The sequence below is a fragment of the Pseudomonas sp. OV226 genome (genome assembly GCF_003148705.1).
In the GTDB taxonomy this organism is placed as follows: Bacteria; Pseudomonadota; Gammaproteobacteria; order Pseudomonadales; family Pseudomonadaceae; genus Aquipseudomonas.
On record NZ_QGGS01000014.1, the window covers coordinates 64,207 to 77,307 of the forward strand.

Sequence of the window (13,101 nt, forward strand, 5' to 3'; positions counted from 1 at the left end):
GAGATTATTGGTTTTGGCAGGGTTGTGGATAACGTGCTTTGCGCTCCAGATCATCGAGGTCGATGTGGTTGCGCATGTACTGCTGACTGGCGTCGACCAGCGGCTGGTGATCCCAGCTCTTCAGCTTGCCGAGGGTCAGCGCATCGGCAACGAAACGCCGGCGTCGCTGGCTGGCGAGCACCTGTTGGTGAATCGCCGGGATGTTCCATTTGGCCCGGGCTTCGGCAAGAAATTCTTCGAAAAGCGAACGATGTTGTGGTGACTGGCTGAGTTCTTCCTGTTCTCGCGGATCGTTGTGTACGTCGAAGAGCAGGCAAGGGTCGTCTTCGCTGTAGATGAATTTGTAGGCGCCGCGACGGATCATCATCAATGGACTGATGGTGCCTTCGGCCATGTATTCGCCGAACACTTCGTCGTGACCGCCCTGCCCTTGCAGGTGCGAAACCAGCGAACGACCGTCCAGCGGCAAGCCAGGTTCCAGTGAGCCGCCAGCCAGTTCTACGAAGGTGGGCAGCAGATCGGCGGTGGAAACAGCCGCGCTGACTCGCCCTGGCCCGAACTGCCCTGGCGCATTGATCAGCAGCGGTACTCGCGCAGCCATTTCGTACCAGTGCATTTTGTACCAGAGCCCGCGTTCGCCGAGCATGTCGCCATGGTCACCGGAGAAGACAATAATCGTGTCATCGATCAGCCCTGTTTCTTCAAGCGTTTGCAGGAGTTTGCCGACGTTGCTGTCGATATAGCTGCAAGCACCAAAGTAGGCGCGGCGCGCATCGCGAATTTTATCCACAGGCAATGGCTTGTCCCACAGGTCGTAAACCTTGAGCAAGCGCTGGGCGTGCGGATCGAGTTCTGTCTGCGCCGGTGTTTCGGGCAGCGGGATGTCGGCGTCGTCGTACATATCCCAAAAAGCCTTGGGAATCGTGTACGGATCGTGTGGGTGGGTCATCGAAACGGTCAGGGAGAACGGTTGGTCGCCGTCTTCGCGGATGTGGTCGAACAAGTATTGCTGGGCCTTGAACACCACTTCCTCATCGAAATCCAGCTGATTGGTGCGCACGCACGGCCCGGCTTGCAGCACCGACGACATGTTGTGATACCAGCTCGGACGCACGTCCGGTTCATCCCAATTCACTGCCCAGCCGTAATCAGCCGGGTAAATATCGCTGGTCAGGCGCTCTTCGTAGCCGTGGAGTTGGTCCGGGCCGCAAAAGTGCATTTTGCCGGACAGCGCCGTGCGATAACCGAGTCGACGCAGGTAGTGGGCATAGGTCGGCACATCGGCGGGGAAATCGGCCGCGTTGTCGTAGGCGCCGATCTTGCTCGGCAACTGGCCGCTGACCAGGGTAAAACGCGATGGTGCGCACAGGGGGCTGTTGCAATAGGCGGCATCGAACACCACGCCTTCGGCGGCGAGGCGGCTCAGGTTCGGCAGTTTGATGGGCGAAGGACCGTAGAACGGCAACATTGGCGCGGCCATTTGATCGGCCATGATGAAAAGAATGTTCTTGCGCTTCATGTGATCGCGGCATTCCATAGTGAATATTTATGCGAGAGTGCTGCGATCGAGCATGTAACCCACGCACATTGTGGTAAAGCCCACGCCAGGCAATGACTAGGATTAGCACAGCTTATGTATGACGCCCTTGGTGACTTGTCGTTGGACCTGCTGCGGGCCTTTGAAGCGGCGGCCCGCCATCGCAGCTTTACCGCTGCGGCGGTGGAGCTTGGCACGACGCAGCCGGCGGTCAGCCAGCAGATCAAACGGTTGGAGGAGCAACTCGCCACGCGGCTGTTCGACCGCATCTACCGAGGTATCGAACTGACCGAGGCCGGGGCCATACTTTTTGATCAGGTTCAGCTCGGTTTGCAGAATATCGACGCAGGATTGAGCGCAATCAGCGCACAACAGCAACATGAAGTGTTGCAAGTGGCGACCGACTTTGCCTTCGCCGCGTACTGGCTGATGCCACGTCTGCACCGCTTCCATGCCGCCAATCCGCACGTCGATGTGAGCCTGGTCACCAGCGAGCGCAGTCACAACATGCTGCGCACGGATATCGATGTGGCGGTGTTGTTTGGCGATGGGCGTTTCAAACAGGGTGAAAGCCATTGGCTGTTCAGCGAAGAAGTCTTTCCGGTGTGCAGCCCGCTGTTGCTCAAGGATCGGCCCCTGCCCTTGCCGGTCAAGTCGCTGCTGGAATTTCCCTTGCTGCACTTGCGGGGAGAACACAGCAGCAACTGGTTCGACTGGAGCGGTGTATTTCGTCAATTGGGGATAACTTCGGCGCCGGCGCCGGGGCAACTGCGCTTCGACAATTACACGCTGCTGATTCAAGCGGCGATTGGCGGCCAGGGCGTGGCGATCGGCTGGCGGCACCTTGTGGATAACTTGCTGGCGCAGGGTTTGTTGTGTCGTCCCGTCGCGGAATCGGCGATGTCCAGCCTCGGCTATTACGTGGTCGTGCCCCAGCGCAAACGGCGCGGGGCGTTGATTCACCAGTTTGTGGACTGGTTGATGGCCGAGCAGGCCAGCAGCGCGCAATCGCTCAATGGCCTGGCGCTGCCTTCCATCGCTATTTAGGATCGGTGGCGATGAAGTTCACGTGTTCACGGATGTGCAGGTTCAGCTTTAGCTCATCGGCGATGCCCACCGCGACCCGGTTCAGACGCTCCAGCGGTTCGGCCAGCCCCGGCTCCAGATGGCTGGAGACATGGCTGAAATGTTCGATGCTCAACCCGGGCACCCCGCGTGGCGCATTCACCAGGGTCCACTTCAAGGCACTGGCTTGTAGCGACTCGCGGATTTCTTCGGCGGCGTGGAGTTGCAGCTGATCCTCTGTTTCTGAATCATCCAGCACTTCAAAATCGCCCACCAGAAACAGCCGGTGCACCCCGGCGGCTTGCATGCCGTCGATCAGTGCATCCACCGCCAGCACTTGTTCGACCGGGCCCACCACGATGGTTTTTTCCACGTATTCGCTGTTGAAAGGCAACCCGGGTGCGTCTAACAGGCAGATGACGGCCGAGCAGCCCGCCACACTTTGTTTAACGCGTTGTGCCTCGAACAGGTCGCCGGTTTTAGTTCGAAGGCCCGGGCGCGGCGCCAGCGCCGTCAGGTCATCCAGAATGGCGATCACTTCATGTTGGCGGCGCAGCATTTGCGCAATCAGCGCACTGCCCAAGCTACTCATGGCACCATAAAGCACTACTTTGACCACCGGGGTTTCCGCGTTTTTCATGGCTGAGACTCCTCCTCCATTGAGTATATGACGTGTGACCTGCGGGGATCGTCGAGGGTTCGAACAGGATTTGAGGGATTCAGATGCAACCGATCAAGGGTTATCACGCCCACGTTTATTTCGATGCCGGGACGGTCGACCAGGCACGGGCCTTGTGCGAGCAGGCGGCGCAGTTGTTCCCGCTGAAGATGGGCCGCGTGCATGAACGGCTGGTCGGCCCGCACCCGGACTGGAGCTGCCAATTGGCGTTCGGCCCCGAACTCATCGGCGATGTATTGCCGTGGCTGGCCCTCAACCGCAAGGGGTTGGTGGTGTTCCTGCACCCGGACACCGGCGACGACTTGCTCGACCACACCGAGCACGCGATCTGGATGGGTGCAATCCGGCCGCTGGATCTGTCTATTTTTTGATCAGAGGCTTTCTTCGGCTTCGCCCGGCAAGTGCTCGTCCAGGTGCAACCAGGGCAAGCGGCTGTCCATCCAGATATGCCGCTCGGCCGGGGCCTGCTCCGGGTGGTCGAGGGTGGCGATGGTCAAGTCGATGTTCTGCGGGCTGAGACGGGTCATAAACGCGAGTTGCGCCCCACAATTCGGGCAGAAGTAACGTACGCCGGTTGTTGAAGAATCGTACTGCGTCGGTGTGCCTTTCACCCATTCAAACGCCGATGTCGGCACAGTGATCCAGGTGGTCACGATCCCGCCGCTGACCCTTCGGCAAATCGAACAATGACAGTGGGCGATGTCGTGCAGCGGCCCGCTGAATTGGTAGCGTATGTGTCCGCAGTGGCATCCGCCTGTATGAATTTCACCCATATTTCGCCTCCTGCCCCGTATTCAGGGGCTTTGAACCCGTCCGACGACCGGTCGCACATCCGCGCAAAGCTTTCATCGGCGAAAGCTGGCTGAAAGCTTCCCCGATTAGGATCGCCCCACTGCCGGCAACAGACCGGTTGGCCAATGAGTGTTTTATCGCTCGCACGGCCCATTTAACAACAACAATGGTGATCCTGATGTTCTCTGCTACCCGCCGCTTCGCTGTCACTCCGTCCGTACGCCTCGTGCTCCCCGTTCTGCGCTGACCCCACCCGGTTCGCCCATTTCCCCTCGCCGCGCTACGCCTGGAGTATTCCCATGCTGACTTTCCTTGGCTTTGCCATGGTCATCACGTTCATGTTCCTGATCATGACCAAGCGCCTGTCCGCGCTGATCGCCCTGATCATCATCCCGATCCTCTTCGCCCTGTTCGGCGGTTTTGCACCGAAGATCGGTCCGATGATGCTCGAAGGCATCACCAAGCTCGCGCCGACCGGTGTGATGCTGATGTTCGCCATTCTGTACTTCGCCCTGATGATCGACTCCGGCCTGTTCGACCCGGCCGTGCGCAAGATCCTCAAACTGGTCAAGGGCGACCCGTTGAAAGTTTCGGTCGGCACCGCCGTTCTGGCGCTCGTTGTTTCCCTCGATGGTGACGGCGCGACCACTTATATGATCTGCGTGGCCGCGATGCTGCCGCTCTACAGCCGCATCGGCATGAGCCCGCGGATCATGGCCGGTCTGATCATCCTCGCTGGTGGCGTGATGAACATGACCCCGTGGGGTGGCCCGACTGCCCGTGCGGCCAGTGCACTGCATGTGGACCCGTCCGATATTTTCGTACCGATGATTCCAGCCATGCTGGCCGGTGTGGTGGCGATCCTGGCGATTGCCTACTTCTACGGTAAGCGTGAGCGTGCTCGCCTGGGTGAGTTGCACCTGATCGGCGATGAAATCGACCACAGTGAAATCAGCGTTTCGCAGTTCCCGGATGCGCGTCGTCCGAAGCTGATCTGGTTCAACGGCCTCCTGACCCTGGCGCTGATGTGCACCCTGATCGCCGGCCTGTTGCCGCTGCCGGTGCTGTTCATGGTGGCGTTCAGTATCGCGATGATCGTTAACTACCCATGTCTGCAACAGCAGAAGGATCGCATTGCGGCCCACGCTGGTAGCGTTCTATCGGTGGTCGGCCTGATCTTCGCGGCCGGTATCTTTACCGGTATCCTGACCGGCACCGGTATGGTCGATGCGATGTCCAAGAGCCTGTTGGCGGTCATCCCTGAATTCCTCGGTCCGTACCTGGCAGTCATTACTGCGCTGGTGAGCATGCCGTTCACGTTTTTCATGTCGAACGACGCATTTTATTACGGCGTGTTACCAGTACTTGCCGAAGCCGCCAGTCATTACGGTATAACCGCAGTTGAAATGGCACGTGCCTCGATCGTCGGTCAGCCCGTCCACTTGCTGAGCCCGCTGGTACCATCGACCTACTTGTTGGTGGCACTGGCCGGTATCGAATTCGGTGACCATCAGCGCTTTACCCTGAAATGGGCAGTGTTGGTGTGCATGTGCATACTGGTTGCAGCGTTGCTGATGGGGATCTTTCCGCTCTTCAGCACTCTATAAGCCCAAGACTCACCACAACGGGTCCCGGCTTCGCGGTTTGAAGCCTGGGCCCGTTGCGGTTTAACAATCGCTCAAAGGAATACACATGGAATGGCTGACCAACCCTGAAATCTGGGTTGCCTTCTTCACCCTGACCGCCCTGGAAATCGTCCTGGGCATCGATAACATCATCATGATTTCGATCCTGGTCAGCCGCATGCCCAAGCACATGCAGGCGCGCACCCGGATTTTCGGTCTGGCGCTGGCCATGATCACGCGGATCCTGTTGCTGCTGTCGATCACTTGGGTCATGCGCCTAACGGCGGACCTGTTCGTGGTGTTTGGCCAGGGCATTTCCGGCCGCGACCTGATTCTGTTCTTCGGTGGTCTGTTCCTCCTGTGGAAGAGCTCGCAAGAGATGTACCACGCGCTGGAAGGCGAAGACGAAACCAACGAGGAACCGAGCGGCAAGGGCGGCAACTTCCTCTACACCATCGTGCAGATCGCGATCATCGACATCGTGTTCTCGCTGGATTCGGTGATCACCGCTGTCGGCATGGTCTCCCATGTTCCGGTCATGGTCGCGGCGATCGTCGTTGCCGTACTGGTGATGATGTGGGCTTCCGGCACCATCAGCGAGTTCATCGACAAACACCCGTCGCTGAAAATGCTGGCGCTGTCGTTCCTGTTGATCGTCGGTACCGTGCTGATTGCCGAGTCCCTGGACGTACACGTACCAAAAGGCTACGTCTACTTCGCCATGGCGTTCTCGCTGGCGGTTGAAGCGATCAACATCAAGATGCGCACCGCGATTGCGAAAAAGAAGAAGCAGCAAGATCCGGTGAAACTGCGTAAGGACATTCCGGGCCAATAACCCGATTGTCATGCGATAGAAAAAGGGGCCTTCGGGCCCCTTTTTCACGCCTGCATAAAACCGTTTTCATGACACTTTTGTTTCAATCACTTCCTTGGCTATGTAATGCTGGCGCTCAGACCGTTAGCCAACTACAGCTTAAGTACAGAACGTAGAAAAACGCGCGGTACCGTCAACTTGCCCCGCTGGGGCGCGACCATCACAGGGGGCCTTTATGCTCACCCTGCTCAATTTGTTATCGGCCGTGGCCTTGTTGATCTGGGGCACGCACATTGTCCGAACCGGCATTTTGCGGGTCTACGGGTCCAACCTGCGCCATGTGATTGGCCAGAACATGTCCAAGCGCTGGCTGGCGTTTCTCTCCGGGATCGCGGTGACCGCGATGGTCCAGAGCAGTAACGCCACCGCCATGCTGGTCACCTCGTTTGTCGGCCAGGGCCTGATGGCGCTGACTCCGGCACTGGTAACCATGCTCGGGGCGGATGTTGGTACGGCGCTGATGGCGCGGGTGCTGACCCTGGACCTGTCGTGGCTGTCGCCGCTGCTGATCTTTGTCGGGGTGATTTTATTTCTGTCGCGCAAACAGACCCGACTCGGGCAGATGGGGCGCGTGGCGATTGGCCTTGGGCTGATCATTCTGGCGTTGCAACTGATTGTGGAGGCTGCTGCGCCGATCACCCACGCCAAAGGGGTAAAAGTGATCTTCGCCTCGCTGACCGGCGACATTTTGGTCGATGCCCTGGTCGGCGCATTGTTCGCGATGATCTCCTACTCGAGCCTGGCCGCCGTGCTGCTGACCGCGACCCTGGCCGGTGCCAAGGTGATCAGCTTGCCGGTGGCCATCGGCCTGGTGATTGGCGCCAACATTGGCAGCGGCGTCCTCGCGTTCCTCAGTACCAGCATGCAGAACCCCGCCGGGCGCCAAGTGGCGCTGGGCAGCCTGTTGTACAAACTGATCGGCCTGTTGTTGATCATTCCGGTGCTGAACCCATTGGTACACTGGCTCGATAGCCTGGACTTCAGTCCCCAGGAAACAGTCATTGGCTTTCACTTGCTCTACAACAGCGTCCGCTGCTTGATCCTGCTGCCGACCGTCGGTCCGATGGCCAGGCTGTGCGCCTGGCTGTTGCCGGAGCGGCCGGAAGTCAACGGAACCGCCAAACCCCGCCATCTCGATCTCACCGCGCTGGTCACACCGAGCCTGGCGCTGGCCAATGCGGCCCGGGAAACCCTGCGCATGGGCGATCTGATCGACAACATGCTGGAAGCGATGCTCGATGTGTTGAATGGCAAGCAAACGGCCGTTACCCAGGAAGTGCGTCGTCTGACCGATGATGTCGACGCACTCTACAGCGCGATCAAGCTCTATCTGGCGCAAATGCCCCGCGAAGACCTCAGCGACCAGGACAGCCGGCGCTGGGCAGAAATCATTGAGTTGACGATCAACCTCAAGCTCGCCAGCGACCTGATTGAACGCATGCTGCGCAAGGTTCAGCAGCAGAAAACCTCACACCGCCGGTCCTTTTCCGAGGTCGGGCTGGAGGAGTTGTCAGGATTGCAACGTCAGTTGATCTCCAATTTGCGGCTAGGATTGTCGGTGTTCCTGAGCGCTGACAAGGAAAGTGCTCGCCAGTTACTGCGTGAGAAACGCCGTTTTCGCGCACAGGAGCGGCGTCTGGCCCATGCCCATGTCAGCCGGTTGCAGCTTAAGATTGTGCAAAGTATCGAGACCAGCTCGTTGCATCTGGAGCTGATCGCCGACATGAAACGTTTGAATTCGCTGTTCTGCAGCAGTGCGTACGTGGTGCTTGAAACGTCCGACACCGGCGCGCTGGCGGTCGATGATTTGGCTGACATCACGCATTCACCCTGAACGTCCACCGTTGTCTGAAGTCTGTTGAACTGCGCTCGCCGTATGGAAGCTCGTTATGCGTTGCCTGTTGTTTGCCTGTTTGTTGCTTGGCTCACTCCCTTCGTTTGCCCTGGATCGCTTTCAGGTCGAGGGTTATACGCTGCCCAATGGCCTGCAATTGCTGCTCAAGCCGGGCACCGAGCGCGGGCATGTGGCGATTCGTCTGGTCGTCGGCGTCGGTCTGGATGATTTCAGCTGCGATGACAAAGAACTGCCCCACCTGCTGGAGCACTTGCTGTTCAGTGGTATCGATGCCACCGGCGAAGGCGGCCTGGAAGAGCGCATGCAAGCGCTGGGGGGTGAGTGGAACGCGTTCACCAGTAACGCCGACACGACATTCGTCATCGAGGCACCGGCGAAAAACCAGCGCAAGGTCCTCGACCTGTTGCTGGCGCTGTTGACCCAGACCCGAATCGACGACAACGCCATCAACGCTGCCAAGCAAGTGGTCGAGCGCGAAGATGGCGGTCATTACACACACCTGCAACGCTGGCTCGATCGACAGGACCTCGGTCACACGGCCAGTAATCAACTGGCGGTGGAGCTGGGCCTCAAATGCCCGCAGCGCGCCGAAGTCGATCACCTGACCCGCGAGCAACTGGAGAAAGTCCGCAAGCTTTGGTACGCGCCCAACAACATGACCCTGATCATGGTCGGCGACCTCGACCGATTGCTGCCGGCCTATCTGGAGCGGGCATGGGGTGAGTTGAAAGCGGTCGACCCGAGCGAACACCTGCCCCTGCCGGAAATTCGCGCCAGTGCCGCTCACGAGCGCACGCTGAGTAGCGGTTTCCTTGGCGGCGCGGCCAAGCTGCACTGGCTGGTGCCGGAGCCTGTACTGGACGATCAGCAAGACGAAACGTTAGACCTGCTCAAGGACTATCTGGACTGGGCGCTGTATCGCCAGATGCGCCTGGTCCACAGTTTGTCCTACGGGCCTTCCGCCGAGCGCGAGCTGTTTGGCGGTGTGGGCTTCATGAGCCTGAACGCCGACCTTGAACGTGACAATGTGCCGGAGGCTGAACAAGTCCTCGATGAGTTGAAAGCCCGGTTGCTCAAGGACGGCCTCGACAGCGACACATTCAACCGCCTCAAACAGGCGGCTATTGCCCGCCAGGCCTGGGCCGTGCAGGGCAATAGCGCGTTGGCCGATTATTACTGGAGTGCCCTTGGAGATTACGAGGACGGACGCTTCGCTGACCCGGCCAAAGAACTGCAAGGCGTAACACTGGAGGAAGCCAACAAGGCGTTGCGCGAGTTGTTGCTGCAACCGGGGTATTTGCGGATCGAGAAGCCACTGATGAGTGATGACCAGTTGGTTTTGGTGATTGGCGGGGTGTTGGCGCTGATTGCGCTGATACTGCTGAGCTGGCGCTTGCACCGAAAATCGCCGCCGCCGGTGTAGCAGCTGCCGAAGGCTGCGTTCGGCTGCGAAGCAGTCGTTAAACCCTTCACCACGGTGTATCAGGAACATTTGACACAATAGATTTGCGACTGCTGCGCAGCCGAACGCAGCCTTCGGCAGCTGCTACACGGGTTCCGGCTCCGGCCGCGGGCCTCGCCACACCGCCCCCCGGCGGGTAACCTGTCGAGGATTTTTCCTACGACGAATGTGAACCGCCAAATGCCGACCCTGACCCTTTTCGTCCAGCGCATCCTGGAATTGATGAAGCGCTATCCTGGGGTCATTGCGCTCGGCGGGTTCATTTCCGGTGTCGGCAGCTTCATCCTGGTGGATCGCCAGCAAGGCCTGGCGACCTGGATCACCATCATTATGGTGCTCAGTTGGGTCTGGCTGATGCTGGAAAACAGCCTGACCAAGCTGTTCGCCAAAATCTTCAAACGCGAAATTCCCCAGCCGCTGCTGCGTTACGCCACGCAGATGATCCACCAGGAAAGCCTGTTCTTTGTCCTGCCGTTCTTCTTCATCACCACCACCTGGAACAGCGGCCAACTGTTCTTCACCGGCCTGCTGGGTATTGCGGCGCTGATTTCCATCACCGACCCGCTCTACTACAAATGGCTGGCCCCCCGGCGCTGGGCGTTCCTGGCGCTGCACACGCTGACCCTGTTTGCCGCGTTGCTGACCGCCCTGCCCGTCATCATGCACCTCACCACGTCCCAGAGTTTCAAGTGGGCGCTGGGTATCGCCGTGCTGCTGTCGTTCCCGAGCCTGGCGTCGATCTTCCCGATCCGTACCGTGCGCAACGCCTTGGCGATTCTGAGTATCACGCTGGGCATCGGTGGCCTCGGCTGGGTCATGCGTTCATGGGTGCCGCCGGCGACCCTGTGGATGACCGACGTGGCGATCAGCACGCAAATGCAGGACCGCACCCCCGGCAAGAGTCTGGATCAAGTCAGCGCCGAGCAGATCCGTGGTGACGGGTTGTACGCCTACACTGCGATCAACGCCCCGCGCGGCCTGGATGAGCGGATTTATCACGTGTGGCAGTTCAACGGTAAAGAAGTCGACCGCATCCCGCTGGATATCCACGGTGGACGCAAGGAAGGCTACCGCGCCTGGACGCATAAGCAGAACTTCCCGGGCAACCCGGCAGGTAAATGGCAGGTCCGGGTGCTGACCGAAGACGGTCAGCTTATCGGTGTGCTGCGCTTCACCGTAACGGACAGCACACCGACCAAAGAAAAGTAACGCGGTTCGTGCTATTACGTAGCTCTACGCATTTACCGAACAAGCACGGAGTTTATGACCAGCAGCACAATGGCCGGCAATGCCCAACTGGACGCTTCTCACTCCCCTGCACAGCTGCGGGTTACGGGTGACTGGACGCTCGCCCATTACGCTGATCTCAAGCACCTGTGCGAAAAACTTCGCGACCAATACAACGACGACACCCACATCGACCTCAATCATCTGGGCGCCCTCGATACGGCCGGCGCCTCGTTGTTGGTGGAGTTGCTGGGGGCCGAGCGGCTCGGTCGCTCCGCCGAACATCCCGATTGCACGCTCTCCACTGCCGATCGCGCGTTGCTGCAAACCATCTACTGCTCAATGACCAATTTCTGCGTACCGATCAAGGAACCGGAAGTCAGCGTCAGTATTCAATTGTTGACCCGAATTGGCCGCGCCGTGGACACGGTCTGGCAGGACACCCTGCAACTGTTGGGCTTCGTCGGGCTGATTATCGAAACCATCGCCCGCGGCCTGTTTCAACCCAAGCGCTGGCGCATCACGCCGATGGTGGCGCACATCGAACAAACCGGTCTCGATGCCGCGCCCATCGTCGCCCTGCTGACGTTTCTCGTGGGCGCGGTGGTGGCGTTTCTCGGGGCGACCGTGTTGGCCAATTTCGGCGCGACGGTATTTACCGTGGACCTGGTGGCCTTTTCATTCCTGCGTGAGTTTGCCGTGTTGCTCACCGCCATCCTGATGGCCGGGCGCACTGCCAGTGCGTTCACCGCGCAGATCGGCTCGATGAAGGCCAACGAAGAAATCGACGCCATCCGTACCTTGGGCCTCGACCCGATGGAATTGTTGGTGGTGCCGCGCGTCCTGGCGTTGCTGGTGTCGTTGCCGATGCTGACCTTCCTGGCAATGGTCTCGGGGATTGTCGGCGGCGGCGTGGTGTGTGCGGTGGCGCTGGATATTTCACCGGCAATGTTTCTGTCGCTGCTGCAATCGGACATCGGCGTTCAGCACTTTCTGGTCGGGATCGTCAAAGCGCCGGTTTTCGCCTTTCTGATCGCCTCGATTGGCTGTCTCGAAGGCTTCAAAGTCAGCGGTAGCGCCGAGTCGGTGGGCGCTCACACCACGTCCAGTGTGGTCCAGTCGATTTTTGTGGTGATCGTGCTCGACGCCGTGGCAGCGCTGTTTTTCATGGAGATGGGCTGGTGAGTCGTTTACCCCGAGCGCCTTCTGAGGCGGTGATCGAAGTCCGTGGGCTGTGCAATCGCTTCGGCAGTCAGAGCGTGCACGAAAATCTCGACCTCGATTTATACAAAGGTGAAATTCTTGCCGTGGTCGGCGGCTCCGGCAGCGGCAAATCGGTGCTGCTGCGCAGCATTATCGGTTTGCGGCAGCCCAGTGAAGGGGTGGTGAGGGTTTTCGGGAAAAACCTGCCGACATTGTCCGAACATGAACGCTCGATGATTGAACGACGCTTCGGCGTACTGTTCCAGCAAGGCGCCCTGTTCACTTCGCTGACCGTGACCGAAAACGTCGCCCTGCCCCTGATCGAACACGCCGGCCTGAGTCGTGAAGATGCCGAACACTTGGCGGCGGTCAAACTGGCACTGGCCGGGCTGCCGCTGTCGGCAGCTGACAAGTACCCCGCTGCGCTGTCCGGCGGCATGATCAAGCGGGCGGCGCTGGCCCGTGCGCTGGCGCTGGACCCGGACATCCTGTTTCTCGACGAACCCACCGCCGGCCTCGACCCGATTGGCGCGGCGGCATTCGATCAGTTGATCCTGACCCTGCGTGACGCGCTTGGGCTGAGTGTTTTTCTGGTGACCCACGACCTCGACACGCTCTATACCATCACCGACCGCGTGGCGGTGCTGGCGCAGAAAAAAGTGCTGGTGGCGGACGCCATCGACAAGGTCTCGGAAACCGACGATCCGTGGATTCACGAATACTTCCATGGCCCTCGCGGCCGCGCGGCGCTGACAGCCGCTCAACAGTTGAACGAGGTCTGA

General features: G+C 59.5%; 12 protein-coding genes. 9 read left to right on the forward strand and 3 right to left on the reverse strand.

All coding sequences use genetic code 11. The features are described 5' to 3' along the window. Positions 1 to 4 precede the first annotated feature (4 nt). The gene (gene betC / locus C7534_RS20740) at positions 5 to 1,519 is read right to left on the reverse strand and encodes a choline-sulfatase (RefSeq protein WP_109786878.1); all 1,515 of its coding nucleotides are present in this window, start codon (positions 1,517 to 1,519) and stop codon (positions 5 to 7) included. Positions 1,520 to 1,633: 114 nt separating this feature from the next. On the opposite strand from betC, the gene C7534_RS20745 reads away from it, so the two are divergent. Beyond that, entirely contained in the window at positions 1,634 to 2,584 is a 951-nt protein-coding gene (locus C7534_RS20745) for a choline sulfate utilization transcriptional regulator (protein WP_109786879.1), read from the forward strand. Here C7534_RS20745 and C7534_RS20750 read toward each other — a convergent pair. After that, a complete protein-coding gene (locus C7534_RS20750) occupies positions 2,577 to 3,242 on the reverse strand; it encodes an NAD(P)-dependent oxidoreductase (protein WP_046031025.1) in 666 nt (221 codons plus the stop codon). The genes C7534_RS20745 and C7534_RS20750 overlap by 8 nt on opposite strands. A gap of 83 nt (positions 3,243 to 3,325) precedes the next feature. Between C7534_RS20750 and C7534_RS20755 the strand changes: the two genes are divergently transcribed. Beyond that, entirely contained in the window at positions 3,326 to 3,652 is a 327-nt protein-coding gene (locus C7534_RS20755) for a DOPA 4,5-dioxygenase family protein (protein WP_046031026.1), read from the forward strand. On the opposite strand, the gene C7534_RS20760 is transcribed toward C7534_RS20755, so the two are convergent. Beyond that, complete coding sequence (locus C7534_RS20760; protein WP_109786880.1) at positions 3,653 to 4,054, reverse strand: GFA family protein; 402 nt, start codon at positions 4,052 to 4,054, stop codon at positions 3,653 to 3,655. Positions 4,055 to 4,372: 318 nt separating this feature from the next. Between C7534_RS20760 and C7534_RS20765 the strand changes: the two genes are divergently transcribed. The 7 genes from C7534_RS20765 to C7534_RS20795 all read left to right on the forward strand — a co-directional run bounded on the left by C7534_RS20765 (position 4,373) and on the right by C7534_RS20795 (position 13,101). Further along, a complete protein-coding gene (locus C7534_RS20765; protein ID WP_109786881.1) occupies positions 4,373 to 5,680 on the forward strand; it encodes a CitMHS family transporter in 1,308 nt (435 codons plus the stop codon). Positions 5,681 to 5,765: 85 nt separating this feature from the next. Beyond that, entirely contained in the window at positions 5,766 to 6,533 is a 768-nt protein-coding gene (locus C7534_RS20770) for a TerC family protein (RefSeq protein WP_046031033.1), read from the forward strand. A gap of 214 nt (positions 6,534 to 6,747) precedes the next feature. Then, the gene (locus C7534_RS20775) at positions 6,748 to 8,406 is read left to right on the forward strand and encodes a Na/Pi cotransporter family protein (protein WP_046031036.1); all 1,659 of its coding nucleotides are present in this window, start codon (positions 6,748 to 6,750) and stop codon (positions 8,404 to 8,406) included. 55 nt (positions 8,407 to 8,461) lie between these two features. Further along, entirely contained in the window at positions 8,462 to 9,850 is a 1,389-nt protein-coding gene (locus tag C7534_RS20780) for a M16 family metallopeptidase (protein ID WP_109786882.1), read from the forward strand. Positions 9,851 to 10,069: 219 nt separating this feature from the next. After that, positions 10,070 to 11,098, forward strand: coding sequence for a DUF5924 family protein (locus C7534_RS20785; RefSeq protein ID WP_046031039.1), 1,029 nt, complete (start codon positions 10,070 to 10,072; stop codon positions 11,096 to 11,098). Positions 11,099 to 11,152: 54 nt separating this feature from the next. Next, entirely contained in the window at positions 11,153 to 12,301 is a 1,149-nt protein-coding gene (locus C7534_RS20790) for an ABC transporter permease (protein ID WP_109786883.1), read from the forward strand. Continuing rightward, a complete protein-coding gene (locus tag C7534_RS20795) occupies positions 12,298 to 13,101 on the forward strand; it encodes an ABC transporter ATP-binding protein (protein ID WP_109786884.1) in 804 nt (267 codons plus the stop codon). Before C7534_RS20790 ends, C7534_RS20795 begins: the two co-directional genes overlap by 4 nt.

What these genes read in the sequence shown, in the direction of transcription:
- betC (WP_109786878.1), bottom strand. Translation starts at nt 1,519, where the DNA reads ATGAAGCGCAAGAACATTCTTTTCATCATGGCCGATCAAATGGCCGCG.
- C7534_RS20745 (WP_109786879.1), top strand. Translation starts at nt 1,634, where the DNA reads ATGTATGACGCCCTTGGTGACTTGTCGTTGGACCTGCTGCGGGCCTTT.
- C7534_RS20750 (WP_046031025.1), bottom strand. Translation starts at nt 3,242, where the DNA reads ATGAAAAACGCGGAAACCCCGGTGGTCAAAGTAGTGCTTTATGGTGCC.
- C7534_RS20755 (WP_046031026.1), top strand. Translation starts at nt 3,326, where the DNA reads ATGCAACCGATCAAGGGTTATCACGCCCACGTTTATTTCGATGCCGGG.
- C7534_RS20760 (WP_109786880.1), bottom strand. Translation starts at nt 4,054, where the DNA reads ATGGGTGAAATTCATACAGGCGGATGCCACTGCGGACACATACGCTAC.
- C7534_RS20765 (WP_109786881.1), top strand. Translation starts at nt 4,373, where the DNA reads ATGCTGACTTTCCTTGGCTTTGCCATGGTCATCACGTTCATGTTCCTG.
- C7534_RS20770 (WP_046031033.1), top strand. Translation starts at nt 5,766, where the DNA reads ATGGAATGGCTGACCAACCCTGAAATCTGGGTTGCCTTCTTCACCCTG.
- C7534_RS20775 (WP_046031036.1), top strand. Translation starts at nt 6,748, where the DNA reads ATGCTCACCCTGCTCAATTTGTTATCGGCCGTGGCCTTGTTGATCTGG.
- C7534_RS20780 (WP_109786882.1), top strand. Translation starts at nt 8,462, where the DNA reads ATGCGTTGCCTGTTGTTTGCCTGTTTGTTGCTTGGCTCACTCCCTTCG.
- C7534_RS20785 (WP_046031039.1), top strand. Translation starts at nt 10,070, where the DNA reads ATGCCGACCCTGACCCTTTTCGTCCAGCGCATCCTGGAATTGATGAAG.
- C7534_RS20790 (WP_109786883.1), top strand. Translation starts at nt 11,153, where the DNA reads ATGACCAGCAGCACAATGGCCGGCAATGCCCAACTGGACGCTTCTCAC.